Genomic DNA, 14519 nt, shown 5'->3' with positions numbered 1-14519 from the left:
GCCACTGCGGACCGCCACCTGCCCGAAGGTGCCCCCATCACCAGCCACCAACACCACCACAACAACCTCACACCCCACAACAACTAGCCAGAGAGTGCTCTCAATGCCTCGCTGACTCTGTGGGCATCGTGAAGGGATAGTCTGCCGACCCTGCCCGCTGTTCCGAGGTACGGTGTGGGAAGCATGGCGATTCGGTCGACTCGCACGAGCGATGGTTTGGCGAGTCCGGCTTGTTCCCAGTCTTCGATGGGGGTGTCGTGCGGGAGCGCCCGCTTGTTGGATGCGCTGGTGATCATGGCGGCGAGCAAGCCGCTGGGGGCGTGGCTCAGTACGAGGACGGGACGGAACTTGTAGCCGCGTCTGTCGAAGTTGAAACGCGCATGCCAGACCTCCCATGGGGAGGGCGGGGGGCTCACTCGTCCTCATCCCAGTCTCCCGGGAGGGTGGCTACCCCGTTCGGGTCCAATCTGGGGTGGTATGCGTGGTGCCCCAAGCCGTCGAACGAGGGGGCGGAGGGGCGCATGTCGAAGGGGAGTCCTCCCACCTCGATCGACTTGGTGAGGAAGATGTTGATCGCGTCCGAAAGGCTGATTCCCCAATGGGCGTAGATCTTTGAGGCATCAGCCTTGATCTGGGCGGTCGTGCGGGTCTTGATCTCGGCACTGCGGGCTGTCGTTGGCATCGTTGCTCCCTTCTTCGTATAGATAGTGTACCCAGTGCATCCCCATAGTGGGCATACGACTGCTGCACCTGGGTGACGCCGAAGGCAGCGTTCGGAGTCAGGTCGATGGCGGGGACGCCCATGAGCATGCCGCAGAAGCAGGGGATCAGCCAGATCGTCCACACGGCCGCGCTGGAGCGGTGGAAACGCGCTATGGCCTCGCGGTTCTTGCGCACCAGGACGACGGTCGCCCACACGGCGTGGACGACCACGAGGATAGTCGCCAGGGCCGCGGTCACCGCGTGCGCCGGGTTCGCCGAGGCGCCCCGCGCGACCACGGACATGACTACCGTCCCCGCCGTGTCGCACGGGAAGCCCCCTTGTTCATGGGGGTTGTGCGGTGCTACCCCTCCAACGCGGCGTAGGCCTGGTCGTCCACGGGCTCCAGCCACTCGGTGCTCGTGTCCCCGCCGGGATACTCGAATGCCAGGTGGCTGAACCACGAACCGGCGGTGGCGCCGTGCCAGTGCTTGACATTGGCGCCCACCTCCACGACGTCGCCGGGCCGTAGGCGCTGCGCGGGCCCCCTCCTCCTGGTGCCAGCCCTCGCCGTCCACGCAGATGAGGACCTGGCCGCCGCCGCTGCTCGCGTGGTGCACGTGCCAGTTGTTGCGGCACCCCGGCTCGAAGGTGACGTTGAAGACCGGCAGGTAGTCGCCCTCGTGGCTCACCCGGCTCAGCCACGAGCGGCCACTGAAGTACTGCGCATACCCGTCGTTCGGGGCGCCCATGCCGAAGAAACCGCCGTGTCCGGACTCCTCAGCCCCGGCCTCGTCGTAGACCTCTGCCGCCATGGCGAAGGCCGCCCAGGCGTTGGGCCACCCCGCGTAGAAGGCGATGTGGGTGAGGAGCTCCGCCATCTCGAGCCGGGAGACGCCGTTCTTGCGCGCCAACTCCAGGTGGTGCTTGAGCGAGCTGTCGGTGATGCCCTTGCCGATCAGCGCACTCACCGTGACGATGCTGCGGAACTTGAGGGGGAGCTGACCCTCTCGGCTCCACACCTCGCCGAAAAGGACGTCGTCGTTGAGGCGGGCGAACACGGGGGCGAACTCGCCGAGCCTGTCGCGTCCCGCCGTCTGCTTGATTGGCATTGCGTGCTCCTTCACGTCTCATGGCATTGTGGGGCCGTCTCCGGTGTCTCAGCAAGAACCGGGGACGAGGCCGCCGGGATGGCTTTCGCGCGCATGGCACCGCCTTGCGACCGCGGTGCCTGCGCGCCTCGGCCTCGGCTCTACTTCTGGCCGTCGACGTCGGGAACGAAGTGGGCGAAGCGGTCCAGGATCTCCGGTGTGTGGTGGAAGATGCTATCGCCCTTGTCGAGCGTCGCGATCCGCGCCATCTCCTCGTCCGTCAGCGCGAAGTCGAAGAGCTCGATGTTCTGGGCGATGTGCGAGGGGGTCTTCGAGCCCGGGATGACGATAGTGCCCTGCTGCACGTGCCAGCGGAGGATGACCTGCGCGGGGGACTTTCCGTGGGCCTTGGCGATCTCGCCGATCAAGGGCTCGCCCATGATCGAGTCGTTGCCGCGCCCGCCCAGCGGGTACCACGCCTGCAGTGCGATGTTGTGCTGCGCGAGGAGCTCCTTGAGCTCGGTCTGCGGGAAGTAGGGGTGGCATTCGGTCTGAATGAGCGCGGGGGTGGTCTCGCACTCGTCGATGAGGTGTTGGACTTCTGCCGCGTTGAAGTTCGAGATGCCGATGGAGCGCAGTTTGCCCGCCTTGTAAGCGCCCTCGAGCTTCCTGTATCCGGTGATGTAGTCGCCGGCCGGCTGGTGCAGGATCATGAGGTCGATGTAGTCAGTGCCCAGGCGCTCGAGCGTCTCGTCCACGGCGGTGGCGCTCCTGTAGAAGGACGGCCACAACTTCGTCTCCAGGAAGATGTCCTCGCGCGCCTTGGTGGAGGCGCGCATGCCGCGTCCAACGCCGCGCTCGTTGACGTAGACGTTGGCGGTGTCGATGAGCTCGTAGCCGTTGTCCAGGGCGAAGGTGGCGGACGCCTGGGCTTCGTCGGGGGAGAGCAGGTAGGTGCCAAGGCCGACGAGGGGCATCTCGACGCCGTTGTTCAGGGTGATGTGGTTCATTGTTGCCTTCCTTCGTCCTCAGTCGTATCGCCCGCGCGACCGGGGCCCGCCCGAAAACCTGCGCGCACCTCGATCACCGCGCTGCTCCCAGCGTATGCCCCGCCGCGCGGCATGTAAAATGCCTATGTCAACTAACTGGAGATGTGTAATACGTATGAGAGGGGAGTGTGGAACTCCGAACCCTTCGCTACTTCCTCGCCGTTGCCCGCGAGGAGAACATGACGGGGGCGGCGAACGTGCTGTACGTGACACAGCCCACCCTCTCCCGTCAGATCGCAGACCTTGAACGGGAGCTGGGTGTGGTGCTCTTCGAGCGCACCAATAGGGCGTGCGTGCTCACGGCAGACGGCATGCGCCTGCGCCAGCGCGCCGAGGAGATCCTCGCCCTCGTCGAGCAGACCGAACGGGAGCTGGCCGATCGGGAGGGCGGTGTTGCCGGGAGTGTGCGCATCGGAGCCGGGGAGGCGCGGGCGATGCGGGTCGTGCTCTCGGCCTTCAGCCAGCTGCGCGGCGCGCACCCCGATGTGACCATCGACCTGTACACGGGCAACGCGGACGCGGTCGAGGAGCGCCTCGAACGCGGTCTGCTGGACTTCGCGCTCCTGCTCGAGCCGGTCAACCTGGACAAATACGAGTCCGTCCGCATGCCTGTCGTAGACCGTGTCGGCGTGTGCGTGGCGGCCGACGGCCCGTGGGGTTCCCTCGGGGCCGTGAGCCCCCACGACCTGAAACGGATGCCCCTCCTTATGAGCTCGCGGACCTCCAACAAGGCCGTCGACGTGGCCGCCTGGTCGAATGGAGCCATCAGCACAGAGCGCTTGAACGTCGTCGGACGCTTCGACCTCATCGGCAACGCGTCGTACCTCGTGCGAACGGGCGTCGCATGCGCCATGGGGATCGAGCACCTCGTGCAGGTCGACGACGATCCGCGGATGCGCTTCGTCCCACTCGATCCGCCCCTGACGATCGCGTCCTTCCTCGTGTGGAAGAAGAATCGCCTGCGCTCCCGCGCCTGCGAGGAGTTCCTCCGCTGCCTGGGGGATATGGTGGCCTCAGCGGGGGACCAATGAGGCTCCCTGGTGCGCGCCTATAATGAATCCCGCTCATTGGATGCGGGGCCTTCCCGGCAGTGGGCGCAGTGCCCGGGAAGCTGTGAGGGCCTGTGCCGTTTCACCCTGCGCACCGTCTTCGCGTCGCTGATGGAAGGGGCCGACTGCGAGACGCTCTTCGCACTCCTCGACGCCGCCCTGTACGCCCACGCCCCGTCAACCGATTCTGGAGCAACCCTGCGGAGGAATGAATGAGAATGAAGAAGAATAACCTCATCGTCGTGGCCGGCGTGGTGTGGCTGGTCGCCGGGGCCAATGTCGCAGTTCTGGGCGCCCGCGCGGCAACCGGAATGAGCGGGATCGCCTTGGCCGTCGCCGTCGCGCTGGTTGTGGGAGCGGTTGCGACGTTCCTGGCGTTCCACACGATATTCAGCAGACTCGTCGTGAAGAACTCCCGCAGGATCAGGTCGCTCAAGGGTGCGAGGCACAACCCCCTCCGGTTCTTCGACGCCCGGAGCTACGCGACGATGGCGGTCATGATGTCGCTCGGCATCGGGATGCGGGCAGCCGGGATCTTCCCCGATTGGTTCGTCGCATTCTTCTACACGGGCCTTGGCCTCGCCCTCGCCCTGGCCGGGGTCAGTTTCCTCCTGCACAGGGTCCGGGACGAGGGCTGGGCGTTCCGCGCGCGCCGCCGTTGAGCGATGCGCAACATCCCCTTGTGCGCCATTGACAACCCGGCAACCTGGGAGTGACGGGCGACGGGGCCAGCGCGCAGGGCTCCGATGGGCGCTGGGGCCGCTGCCGGGTGGGGAACAGGCGGTGGGGCCTGTTCGCCAGGCCCCGCGAGCGCGACGATGGGAGATGGGTGACGGGCGGCAGGCGGCGGTGGTACGCTTCCCCCGATCCAAGCCAATCGGAAGCGGAGCGGACGGCGCATGGACTTCTACACCCTCGACTACATCATCTCGCACCAGAGCGCCGATTCGGCCCGGCGCGTGGCGGCGATCCTCGTCCTCCTCCTGGTGGGCCTCGTCTTCAGCGCCCTCTACCTGCGCGACAAGGTGCGGACCCGTTGGCGGGACGCCGGGGTGGGCGCCATCGTCCTCTCCCTCGTGCTGCTGGGCATTCAGACCGAGCAGTACCTCCATGTGAGCAGCCAGATATCCCAGTCCCAGCTGCTCGTGCGCTTCGTGGAGGGCGTCGCCACGGACCACAACGTCCCAGCCAGCGAAGTCCTGGTGAACTCGACCTCCCTGCAAGACGGCATCATCGTGCGCTTCAACGAGGAGGACTACCTGGTCCACTTGGGCGACGACAACAACTCCTACACCCTCGAGCGAACCCACATCATCGATCACAACGTCTACGTGAACGGGGAGCACTGACATGGATTTCTACACGCTGACGGCCATCAAGTTCGCGCTGGGGATCCTCACGATGATCTTCCAGATCAATATCCTCGGAAAGCGGGACTTCTCCCTCAACACCCCGCTCAACCAGGTCCAGAACTACGTGCTGGGCGGCATCATCGGCGGAGTCATCTACAACTCGTCGATCACGCTGCTGCAGTTCCTCATCATCATCCTCATCTGGTCGCTCGTCGTCATTGCGACGAAGATCCTCATCGATTACTCCAAGACCTTCAAGAAGCTCACCGCCTGCCAGCCCGAACTGATCATCCGTGACGGGCAGGTGGACATCGCGCACTGCGCGAAGGTGGGGTTGACGGCGCAGAGCCTCAGCAGGAGCCTGCGCGACCAGGGTGTTTCCAGAGTTGCGGATGTCGAGGCCGCGGTCATGGAAACCAATGGAAGCCTCACGATCCGGGTGCGCGGCGCTGAGAGCAAGCACTCGCTCCTGCCGCTGGTGAGCGATGGGCAGTTGGTGCCCAGCGGCCTCGCACTGGTGGGCCGCGATGCGGCGTGGGTGAAAGAGCAGCTGAAAGCGCAGGGCTATTCCGCGGTCAAGCAGGTCTTCCTGGCTGAGCTGGTTGACGGACAGCTCGAGATCGTGCCGTTCTCGAAGGCCGCCGGATCGAAGGCGTGAGCGGCCTGGGCCGCGGCAGCCGCGAGGCGCGGGGCGGGAACGAGGCGAAACGGGCCTGGCGGGCGTTGGGGGGCTTGTGCCTGGGAACATTCGTGTGTTTCACCAACACGACTGCGTTCAATATCGCCCTCCCCGCGATCTCGGTCTCACTGGGGGCGGGCCAGGTCGAGCAGCAGTGGATGGTCTCGGCTTACAACTTGGTCTTCGGGGCGTTCATGCTGCTCGCGGGTTCTCTGGGTGACAGGTGGGGGAGCAAGCGGACGCTCCTGGTCGGCGCAAGTGCCTTCGCTGTTGCCTCCGCTGCGGGCGTCCTCGCGACGAGCTCCGTGACCACTATCGTCGCACGGGGAGTCATGGGGTTCGGCGCGGGCTTCTCCATCACTATGACGCTCGCCCTCATCACGCGCCTGTTCGAATCCGACGGGCAAGTCCTGGCCCTCACGATGAACGCCGTTGCGATGACCCTCGGCGCCCCCTTCGGCCTGGTGCTCGGCGGCCTGCTCGTCAACCTCGCCGACTGGCGCGCCATCTTCGTGTTCGACCTGGCGGCGTTCCTCATCGTCCTGCTCCTCAACGTCCTCCTGCTGCCCGGCGACCGGAGTCAGTCCGGTGGAGGAGCTGGGGCCCGTGCCCGGCTGCCCCTCGTGTCGGCGTTGCTCGCCCTCGCCGGGCTCGCCCTGGTCTCGGCCGGTCTCATCAACGCGCAGATCTCCCCTGCCTCACCGGATTCCTGGGGCCCGATGGTGGCGGGGGCGCTGGTGATCGCGGTGTTCGTCCGTCGTGACATCCGGTCGTCGAACCCGCTGGCCGAGCTCGGTCTGCTGCGCATCCCCTCTTTCGCCGCCGCCTCGTTGTCCCTGCTCGCACTCAACGTCGCGATCTCGGGCATTATGTTCGTGCTGCCCGCCTATGTCGAGACCGCACTGGGGAACAGCGCGCTGGTGGGGGCGCTCATGCTCATGCCCATGGTCGCCGCTGCAATGGTGGGCGCCGCCATCACTAGGAAAGTCTCGGATCGGCTGGGGAAGAGACGCGCGTGCGTGGCGAGCCTCGTCGTCATCGCCCTCGGGTTGGTCGTCATGGCTGCGTCGACGGCGGTCGCGGGATACCCCCTCATGGTCGTGGGCCAGTGCGCCTGCGGCCTGGGCATGGCAATGGGCCTGCCCGTCATGCAGGGGTGGGCGATGGAGCGCGTTCCGGACCAGCGAAGAGGCGGCGGATCCGCGCTCGTCTCCACCTTCCAACAGCTCGGGTGCCTTATCGGGATCGGGGCCCTCGGATCGCTCGTCGGCTCGTCGTACGCAGTGGCGTGCCGGGGAACCGCCGCCGAGGGTTTCGCGTCCATTTCCCTCGCGTTCAAGGCCGCCGACACGCGAGGCGCTTGGCAGGCGGAGGCGGTGCGCGCCGCAGCGAGCAGCGCCTACGCCCATGCGGTCCTCGTGGCGTTCTGCGCGGCGGCGGTGGTGCTCGTGCTGATCGCGGCGCTCGCCGCATTCGGATCGAGGTCGCAGGCAGGGGAGCGGTGAGAGAGTGAGCCGGGAACCCGAGGGAGGAACACATGGGCAGTCGGTCCTCTGAACAGAAGAGAAGGCGCCGACTGGCCCAGGGGGTGCTCGTCGCAGCTGTTCTGGTGTACGCGGCCGTTCGGATCGGCTTCCTGTACTTCAGCCTCCAGATGGCGCCGGCGGCCTCCTTGCGCCAAGCCGTCAACCAGTACAGTGGTCTGCTCATGGCCATGGACGAATTGCTCGTGCTCTCAGCCGTCCTGGGCGGGTGGGCTTTCTACAACGGTCTCGAATCGCGTGTCCGCAATGGGAGAACGCTGACCGGGCTTGCGGTGGCGAGCTTCGTGCTGATGCTGATCGCATGGGTGGTGATCGTGCTCGGGACTGGCAGGCTCGTCTATCCCGTCAATGGGCTGCCCTCCATCGCCGACGACGGTCTCCAGGCGGCTGTGGCCGAGATCTACGGGGCGTGGCATATGTGCGACATCATGCTCGGGGTGTTCATGATCGCCTGGGCCGGGTTGTTGTCCCGGCCCCTTTGGAAGTACAGCGGGGCAGCCATCGGACTGGCACAGATCCTCAGCACCTACTTCGGGCAGCCCGTGAAGCCGATCCCCATGTTGATAGCGATCGTCCTATCGACGGCATGGTTGCTGATGCGCGGTGTTTCCAGCGGGGGCCCGCAACCCACACCCTAGGATGGGAGGAGTCAGGAACCCCTTTGCCCGGGAGATGGAGGAGGCTGCTGCGTGGCGCGACCTACGAGCAAGGATGAGCTGATCGCCGCGTCCGCGCGCGGGTACGGGAAGCTCACGGAGTTCACTGCCTCCATGACTGAGGGCGAGCTGGTGGCCCCCTTCGACTTCTCCGCCGATAAGGGCCGGAATGAGGCGCACTGGAGCCGGGATGAGAACCTGCGCGACGTCCTGGCCCACCTCCACGAGTGGCACCTGCTTCTGCTGGAATGGGCGGGTGCCAACGCGGCCGGGGAGAAACGGCCATTCCTGCCCGGGCCCTACACGTGGCGGACCTACGGCGACATGAACATCGCCCTGTGGCGCAAACACCAGGCGACGCTCCTGGAGGAGGCTCGCAGGCTGTTGGAAGAGTCCCACAACGCGGTCATGGCCCTGGCGGAGGGGTTCTCCGACGAGGACCTGTTCCATAAAGGACGATTCGACTGGACGGGGACCACGACGCTGGGCTCCTACTTCGTGAGCGCCACGAGCTCCCACTACGACTGGGCGCTCAAGAAACTGCGCGCCCACAGGAGGAACTGCAAACGACGCGGGTAGTCGAGCCGGGTGCGGATGTGGGTTCCGCTCCCCCCGAGTGGCTGATCGCGCCGTGGCACTTCGTTCCCAGTAGCGAGGCTGGCCGGGCGCAAGGGCCGGCGGCGCCTATCGGGACACCACTGGATCATCGCCGGTGGCGGGATAACGATGGCAGCGGGAAAGCTCTTCGTGTTCTAGGCGGGGGGCGCAGTGCGGGACTTCCACGGAGTCGGCGGGCGCGTTGCTTCTGCCAGCCGCCCTGCGGTCCGGTGGTCCGGGGTCTTGCGGGACGGCGGCCCGGTTGTCCGGGGTCTTCCGGGACAGTGGCCCGGTTGCCCGGTTGCTCGGTGGTCCGAAATGCGTCTGAGTCTCGGGCGGATCCGGGGTCTTTCCGGACGCCTGGTCCAAAATGCGTCTGAGTCTGCCCGAAATCGCCTGAATCCGGCCAAAACCGTCAAACTGAGACGCATTTTGGACCACCCCTGTGCTGGGCCCGCTGAAAACAGCGAAACCCAGACGCATTTTGGACCATGACGGCGCCCTGGGGAGGGCCGGTAAGGGAAAATGCCGATCCGAATGCGCTCCCAGCACGAAAGGCGCTCGTGACAGCGCGGTTCGGAACCCGCAGCAGGAAAGCGTCAAGGTCGAGTGCCGCAGCGGAACGCATCAGGGTAGGCAACGGCCTCTCGGGGCAGGGAACCTCCCATTGGGGTAGGCGAATTGCCCACCCCAACGCGCAGTTGCCTACCCCAGTGCCCGGGCACAATCCCCCGCACCATCGCGCGGTTCTTCCGCCATCACGGAGAAACCGCTGCCGCTGACGACGGCCGCCTGGGAGTTGTCCAAGCGCACCTGGTCGCGGGCCCTCCCCGTAGCGCATCCGCGTCACCCCAGGAGGAACTCGTGCTCGCGCCTGATCAGGCCGCCTTCGAAGTCGAACACCTCGAATGACCTCTTCCCGGAGTCATCGACCAACAGGACGACGACGCGGCTTCCGCGGGCCGCCTCGTGCGCCTCCTCCACGCGGAAGCGCGCGTCGGATCCCGCGTAGGCATCCCGGATCGTCCGCAGGTACTCCTCGACCCCGCGGATCGTCCTGTCCCCCTCGCCGTGCAGGTGCCAGACCACGTCCTCGTGCAAGAAAGTCCTGTACGCTTTCCAATCCCTGTCGTTCTCGGCCTGGAAGAAACGGGCGAGTGTTTCCACCGCGTTCACGGGCGCCCCTCCGAGGTCCGCGTTCACGGGCGCCTCCTCGAAGCCGGGTTCACGGGCGCCTCCTCAAGACCAGATCCACCGGCGTCCCCCTTCAGAGGTCGATGTGCTGGCGCGCGGAGAACCCGTGTTCCTTGAGTCTGCCGCTGACGTAGTCGTAGCGCGTGGGGGTCACCTTGATGATGTTCATGACGAAGGGCAGCTCGCGCAGCCGTTCCACCGGGATTCCGCGCAGTCGGCAAGCGCGCTCGTACTCCGTGCCGAAGGGCTCGAGCACCTCCGCCGTGCCTGTCACCTGCAATCCGGCGAGCGTGTCGAAGGAGGTGTCGTCGTCGTGGATTGCCAGGCACACATTGTTGTTCTCCCGCAACGCCCGGAACTTCAGGCCGCCCTCGCTGACGATCCAGAAGGCCCCCTCGGCGTGGACGTACTCGACCGTCGTATTGCGCACGACCCCTGCTCCCGCCGTGGCCAGCGCGCAGATCTTGTGGCGGCCGAGGAACTCCTCGACTTCGGCGATCAGGTCGCCCGCGGGCATGCGCGCCTCGCCGGCCTCCTGGTCGAGCCAGTGGTTCGCCGCCGCCTCCCAGTCGATTCCGCTTCCATCCATGGGTCCTCTCCCTTCGGGGTCGGGGTCGGGGTCCGCGCCACACGGGGCCCTCACCACCAGCATAGATCCGGGCAGTGCGCCTGTGGGCTGATCGGCGGGGCTGCTCCGCAGTGCGGGGTGCGGTCGGTTCGCCGTGGGCGGGGCGTCAGATGCGGCGGGGCTGCGTTGTCACGCCGGAGCGCGCCCGTACCGCCTGGCGCAGGCCTAGGACCTCCGCGCCTTGAAACCTGGCGCCCGACGGTGTTCCCTGTGAGCGGTGACCGTTCCTGCGATGCGAAGGAGAAAAAGGCCATGGCCGAACTGAGCGAGCTGTCGAAGACCCTGTACATCCCCCTCGTGGGGCGCATCTACGCGTCGAAACACTATCCCGATATGATCGCCGACTCCAAGGTGCTTGACCTCGAACCTGCCCTGCCCTCGGACGCCGCGAAGATGTGCGACGCGCAAAACGAATACACGATGCTCTCGAGCGTCGCGCGTTCCGTCAACATGGACCGCCGGATCCGGGAGTTCCTCGCCGGGCACGCTGACGCGACGGTCGTGAACGTCGGATGCGGCCTGGAGACGACGTACTGGCGCTGTGACAACGGTCGTGCGCTCTGGTTCGAACTGGACCTGCCCGAGGTCATCGATGTGCGCAGGGAACTCCTCAAGCCCGGCGATCGGCAGTTCCTGATCCCGGGGGACATGTTCGACTACTCGTGGATCGAACGGGTGAAGGAACACGGTGAGCGCCCCACCATCGTCGTCGTCTCGGGCGTCTTCCACTTCTTCGAAGAGGAACGCGTCGTCGACTTCATCAACCATCTGGCCGCTTTCGACGACGTGCGAGTGGTCTTCGACGTAACCTCGTCGAGGGGCCTGAAGATGTCGCAGCGCTACGTGAAGCACTTGAAAAACGCCTCGGTCATGCGCTTCTCGATCGATGACCCCCACGCGTTCGCCGACAGGCTCATCGATCAGGCGCGCCTGATCGAACACGTGCCCTACTACCGGGACATCCACGTGCGCGGGATGAGACTGTCGACCAGGGTCTTCATGCGCATCTCCGACCTGTTCCGCATGGTGTTCATGACCACTATCAGCGTCCGGGAGCCGTGAGGGCCCGGCCCTCCGGGCCACCAGGAGCCCTCGGGAGCGCGGTCGGATCAGGCCGACAGGCGCGCCGCTGGGAGCCCACTACGTCGCACGGAACCCTGCTACCGGGGAGACAAGGAGTCCGACGATGAGGTACGCCGAAACGGTGGCATTGAAGGGCGGGGCGGAACTCCTCGTGAGGAACGCCGTCGCGTCGGACGCCCGGGCGCTGCGCGAGACCATGCGCCGCACGCATTCGGAGACCGACTACCTGCTGTCGTACCCGGACGAGCAGGGCGCCGACGAGGAGCAGGAGGCACGCCTCCTGGAGGGGACGGAACGCAGTGGCAACGAGGTCGAGCTCGTCGCCATGATCGATGGGCGGATCGTGGGAACTGCGGGAGTCGGAGCGGTGGGCGGCAGGCGCAAGGTGGGGCACCGGGCGCGTTTCGGGATCAGTGTCCTGAAGGAGCACTGGGGGATGGGGATCGGCCGGGCGCTGATGGAGGCGTGCATCGACTGCGCCCGGCGGGCGGGCTACGCCCAGCTCGAGCTCGAAGTGGTGGCGGACAACGAACGGGCGGTGTCCCTTTACCGGCGCGCGGGGTTCGAGGAGTACGGGCGCAACCCCCGGGGCTACCGGTCCTCGTCCGCGGGCTACCAGGAGCTCGTGCACATGAGGCTGGAACTGTAGCGCCCCGAAGGCGGGCCCGGCCCTCCGGACCGCCAGGGGCTCACAGTTCGGCGCGCACCCGCTCCACCAGGTCCGCCAGCGCGTCGCGGTCCTCCACATCGACCAGGCGCATGGGCTTCGCCCCGGGGTAGGGGCTGCACTGGGTCGCCAGGGCGGCGGACGAGGCGGGGGTCTCCTTGAGTAGGAATCGGTCGTCGTAGACTCCCCCGAACAGTGTGCCGCGCGCGTAGAGCAGGTATTCGCCCATCATCGCGCGGTGGGTGATGCCCTCGACCCGCCCGAGCAGGTCGAGGACGTGGGCCAGGTAGTCCGGTGTCGATGCCATGACGGCTCCTCGCTTCTCAGACGGCCTTGATCGGATGGCGCACGACGGTCCTGAGCTTCTCGGGCGCGACCTTGCGGGCGTCGCCCAAGTAGATCTCGTGGTGGTGGCGCTCGTCGGTGATGTCGAGCGCGTAGCCCTGGGCCTCCATGTGCGCGTGCATGGCCTCGACGGTCGCGGGCTCGTCGTCGTAGGGGCCCACGTGCATGCACTGCACGCACAGGCCCTCGTCGTAGGGCAGGAACTCCACCTCGCTGAAGTCGCCTCCCTTCTTCGAGGCCGCCTCGGCCTTCGCCCACTCCACTTCCTGCGCCGTCGCGAAGTCGGGCAGGCGGATGAGGGAGATCCAGTCGAAGTCCTCCTTGTGGGCGTAATCCACATCGTGTGAGTCCTGCTGCCACCAGAAGCCCTCCAGGGGCGGCACCACGAAGTCGAAGTACCCGTCGATGCGGTGGGGGCCCTTCTTCGACATCTTGATGGCGTAGGCGACGCCGTAGAGCAGTTCGATGGCGCGCTTGTACGCGCCCTCCTCGGCGTTGGGGTCGCCGTGCCCGCGCACCGCCAGGTAGTTCATCGGCGGCACCGTGACGATGCCGGGCCGCTTCGGCGGCACGTAGAACTCCTTGTACTCCTTCTTGAAATCGAAGGCCATGACTGCTCTCCTCCTGCGCCGGTCGAGTTGCTGGTCCGCGGGTCGCCGCGGGGCCGGCCGCTGTGGCGCCGGTCGAATCGCCGGGTCGCCGGGGCGTCTCGGGTAACCTCGGGGCCGACCGCCTGCCCCCTCTATCCTACCGGCCCCGTTTCCACTCGACGTAGTCCGCCAGGTGCAAGTACTTGTGCTCCCACACGCCATCGGGGGAAGCGCAGTACTCGGTGATCGGGCAGCCCGTGAAGAGGTCGTCGGCGAGGGCGAGGACCACGTCCGCCAGCTCCAAGCGCTCCGTGTAGCGCCGCGGGATCCCCGTCAGGCCCAGGTGCGCGCCGGCGATATTGCCCGCGATGGCTCCCGTTGAGTCGCTGTCCCCCGAATGGTTCACGGCCGAGACGACCGTCCCCTCGAAGTCGCCCTCGTGGCGCAGCGCGCACAGCAGCGCGATGGCGAGCGCCTCCTCGGCCACCCACCCCTCGCCCAGCTGGTGGATCGCCTCCACGTCCGGGGTGGTGCCGTCCGCCAGGCGCAGCGTGAAACGCATCAACTCCTGCAGTTCCCCCACCCGGCGCGCGCCCGGGTGTGCCTCGGGCAGGGCGGCGAGCGCCTGCTCGGCGGCCCCGCGCACGGAGTCCGCCTCCCCGTGGGCGAGGGCGTTCACGATGTGGGCGAAGACCCCGGCGGGCAGCCACCCCAGTTCGTGTCCGTGCGTGAGCGCCGCCAGCTGCGCCCCCAGGCGCTGCACGTCGGCGCCGTCGGCTCCCCGGGGACCGGCGAGCAGGCCCGCGGGGGCGACGCGCATGATCCCACCGCACCCCTTGGAGTCGTTGATCGGCTCCTCCGGGGTGCCCCGCGCTCCCACCGCGCAGGCCGACAGACAGGTCGCCCCCGGGGCGCGCGGTACGAAGAGCTCGGGCAGGGCCGAGATCCACGCGCTGTGGTTGGCGAGGGGGTAGGGCTCTGTTTGCGTGCGCGACCACTCCACGTAGAAACCGGACACGTAGTCGCGCAGGGGCCCCAGAATGCCCCGGAGGCAGCCCCGGGTGACTGCGTGGAGCAGGCCGTTGGCGGTGTACAGGGTCATCTGGGTGTCGTCCGAGAAGGGCGCCAGCCCCCGGTCGTCGAGCTGGTAGTCGCGGATGCCGCCCGCCCCGTAGCGGGCCGCGATCTGGTCCTCGCGCGAGAACTCGACCGTGTACCCGAGCGCGTCCCCGGCTGCCCCGCCGATCAGGCAGCCGCGGTACTTGTCGATGTTGCTCATGTGCTTCTCCTTGGCG

General features: G+C 67.0%; 18 protein-coding genes and 2 pseudogenes. 9 read left to right on the top strand and 11 right to left on the bottom strand.

The features are described from left to right. Positions 1–83 precede the first annotated feature (83 nt). The 6 genes and pseudogenes from G447_RS12890 to G447_RS0107555 form a co-directional block, all read right to left on the bottom strand. Positions 84–416, bottom strand: a complete 333-nt coding sequence (locus tag G447_RS12890; protein WP_081697884.1) for a type II toxin-antitoxin system PemK/MazF family toxin — start codon at positions 414–416, stop codon at positions 84–86. Next, positions 413–682 carry a type II toxin-antitoxin system RelB/DinJ family antitoxin gene (locus G447_RS0107570; RefSeq protein WP_026430614.1) on the bottom strand — a complete coding sequence of 90 codons (270 nt, stop codon included), beginning with the start codon at positions 680–682 and terminating at the stop codon, positions 413–415. The genes G447_RS12890 and G447_RS0107570 overlap by 4 nt, the downstream gene beginning before the upstream one ends. Before the next feature lie 125 nt (positions 683–807). Further along, a pseudogene (locus G447_RS12885) lies at positions 808–1026 on the bottom strand (HsmA family protein); the annotation flags it as partial. A 38-nt stretch (positions 1027–1064) separates the two neighbouring features. Next, positions 1065–1208 carry a cupin domain-containing protein gene (locus G447_RS12635; protein WP_243442336.1) on the bottom strand — a complete coding sequence of 48 codons (144 nt, stop codon included), beginning with the start codon at positions 1206–1208 and terminating at the stop codon, positions 1065–1067. 355 nt (positions 1209–1563) lie between these two features. Then, a pseudogene (locus tag G447_RS12630) lies at positions 1564–1812 on the bottom strand (carboxymuconolactone decarboxylase family protein); the annotation flags it as partial. 140 nt (positions 1813–1952) lie between these two features. Further along, positions 1953–2801, bottom strand: a complete 849-nt coding sequence (locus G447_RS0107555) for an aldo/keto reductase (RefSeq protein ID WP_026430613.1) — start codon at positions 2799–2801, stop codon at positions 1953–1955. A 167-nt stretch (positions 2802–2968) separates the two neighbouring features. Here G447_RS0107555 and G447_RS0107550 point away from each other — a divergent pair, with 167 nt between their 5' ends. From G447_RS0107550 to G447_RS0107520, 7 genes are all read left to right on the top strand, one after another. Continuing rightward, the gene (locus G447_RS0107550) at positions 2969–3871 is read left to right on the top strand and encodes a LysR family transcriptional regulator (RefSeq protein WP_026430612.1); all 903 of its coding nucleotides are present in this window, start codon (positions 2969–2971) and stop codon (positions 3869–3871) included. Positions 3872–4107: 236 nt separating this feature from the next. Beyond that, on the top strand, positions 4108–4551 hold the full coding sequence (locus G447_RS0107545; protein ID WP_026430611.1) for a hypothetical protein: 444 nt from the start codon (positions 4108–4110) through the stop codon (positions 4549–4551). Positions 4552–4788: 237 nt separating this feature from the next. Beyond that, a complete protein-coding gene (locus G447_RS0107540) occupies positions 4789–5238 on the top strand; it encodes a DUF3290 domain-containing protein (protein WP_026430610.1) in 450 nt (149 codons plus the stop codon). Between the two features lies 1 nt (position 5239). Continuing rightward, positions 5240–5899 carry a DUF421 domain-containing protein gene (locus G447_RS0107535; protein WP_026430609.1) on the top strand — a complete coding sequence of 220 codons (660 nt, stop codon included), beginning with the start codon at positions 5240–5242 and terminating at the stop codon, positions 5897–5899. Next, complete coding sequence (locus G447_RS0107530) at positions 5896–7425, top strand: MFS transporter (protein ID WP_026430608.1); 1530 nt, start codon at positions 5896–5898, stop codon at positions 7423–7425. The genes G447_RS0107535 and G447_RS0107530 overlap by 4 nt, the downstream gene beginning before the upstream one ends. Positions 7426–7457: 32 nt before the next feature. Then, the gene (locus G447_RS11300) at positions 7458–8102 is read left to right on the top strand and encodes a hypothetical protein (RefSeq protein ID WP_034476706.1); all 645 of its coding nucleotides are present in this window, start codon (positions 7458–7460) and stop codon (positions 8100–8102) included. A 51-nt stretch (positions 8103–8153) separates the two neighbouring features. Further along, a complete protein-coding gene (locus G447_RS0107520; protein ID WP_026430607.1) occupies positions 8154–8699 on the top strand; it encodes a ClbS/DfsB family four-helix bundle protein in 546 nt (181 codons plus the stop codon). Between the two features lie 864 nt (positions 8700–9563). Here the strand turns inward: G447_RS0107520 and G447_RS0107515 are convergent. Together G447_RS0107515 and G447_RS0107510 are read right to left on the bottom strand one after the other, a co-directional pair. After that, positions 9564–9920 carry a nuclear transport factor 2 family protein gene (locus tag G447_RS0107515; RefSeq protein WP_243442334.1) on the bottom strand — a complete coding sequence of 119 codons (357 nt, stop codon included), beginning with the start codon at positions 9918–9920 and terminating at the stop codon, positions 9564–9566. Between the two features lie 64 nt (positions 9921–9984). Beyond that, positions 9985–10500, bottom strand: a complete 516-nt coding sequence (locus G447_RS0107510; protein ID WP_026430605.1) for a pyridoxamine 5'-phosphate oxidase family protein — start codon at positions 10498–10500, stop codon at positions 9985–9987. A 291-nt stretch (positions 10501–10791) separates the two neighbouring features. Between G447_RS0107510 and G447_RS0107505 the strand changes: the two genes are divergently transcribed. Together G447_RS0107505 and G447_RS0107500 are read left to right on the top strand one after the other, a co-directional pair. Continuing rightward, entirely contained in the window at positions 10792–11601 is an 810-nt protein-coding gene (locus G447_RS0107505; protein ID WP_026430604.1) for a class I SAM-dependent methyltransferase, read from the top strand. Positions 11602–11725: 124 nt separating this feature from the next. Further along, positions 11726–12271, top strand: a complete 546-nt coding sequence (locus G447_RS0107500) for a GNAT family N-acetyltransferase (RefSeq protein WP_026430603.1) — start codon at positions 11726–11728, stop codon at positions 12269–12271. A 40-nt stretch (positions 12272–12311) separates the two neighbouring features. Here the strand turns inward: G447_RS0107500 and G447_RS0107495 are convergent, their stop codons facing one another. The 3 genes from G447_RS0107495 to G447_RS0107485 all read right to left on the bottom strand — a co-directional run bounded on the left by G447_RS0107495 (position 12312) and on the right by G447_RS0107485 (position 14503). Further along, entirely contained in the window at positions 12312–12596 is a 285-nt protein-coding gene (locus G447_RS0107495; protein WP_026430602.1) for a TfoX/Sxy family protein, read from the bottom strand. Positions 12597–12612: 16 nt separating this feature from the next. Further along, positions 12613–13245 carry a GyrI-like domain-containing protein gene (locus G447_RS0107490; RefSeq protein WP_026430601.1) on the bottom strand — a complete coding sequence of 211 codons (633 nt, stop codon included), beginning with the start codon at positions 13243–13245 and terminating at the stop codon, positions 12613–12615. Between the two features lie 136 nt (positions 13246–13381). After that, positions 13382–14503: an ADP-ribosylglycohydrolase family protein gene (locus G447_RS0107485; protein WP_026430600.1), complete on the bottom strand. Its 1122-nt coding sequence runs from the start codon at positions 14501–14503 to the stop codon at positions 13382–13384. Between the last annotated feature and the right edge of the window lie 16 nt (positions 14504–14519).

Source organism: Schaalia georgiae DSM 6843 (assembly GCF_000429245.1).
GTDB lineage: Bacteria > Actinomycetota > Actinomycetes > Actinomycetales > Actinomycetaceae > Pauljensenia > Pauljensenia georgiae.
The sequence above is the reverse complement of the archived record's forward strand: the minus strand, read 5'-3'. Positions and strand labels throughout refer to the sequence as shown.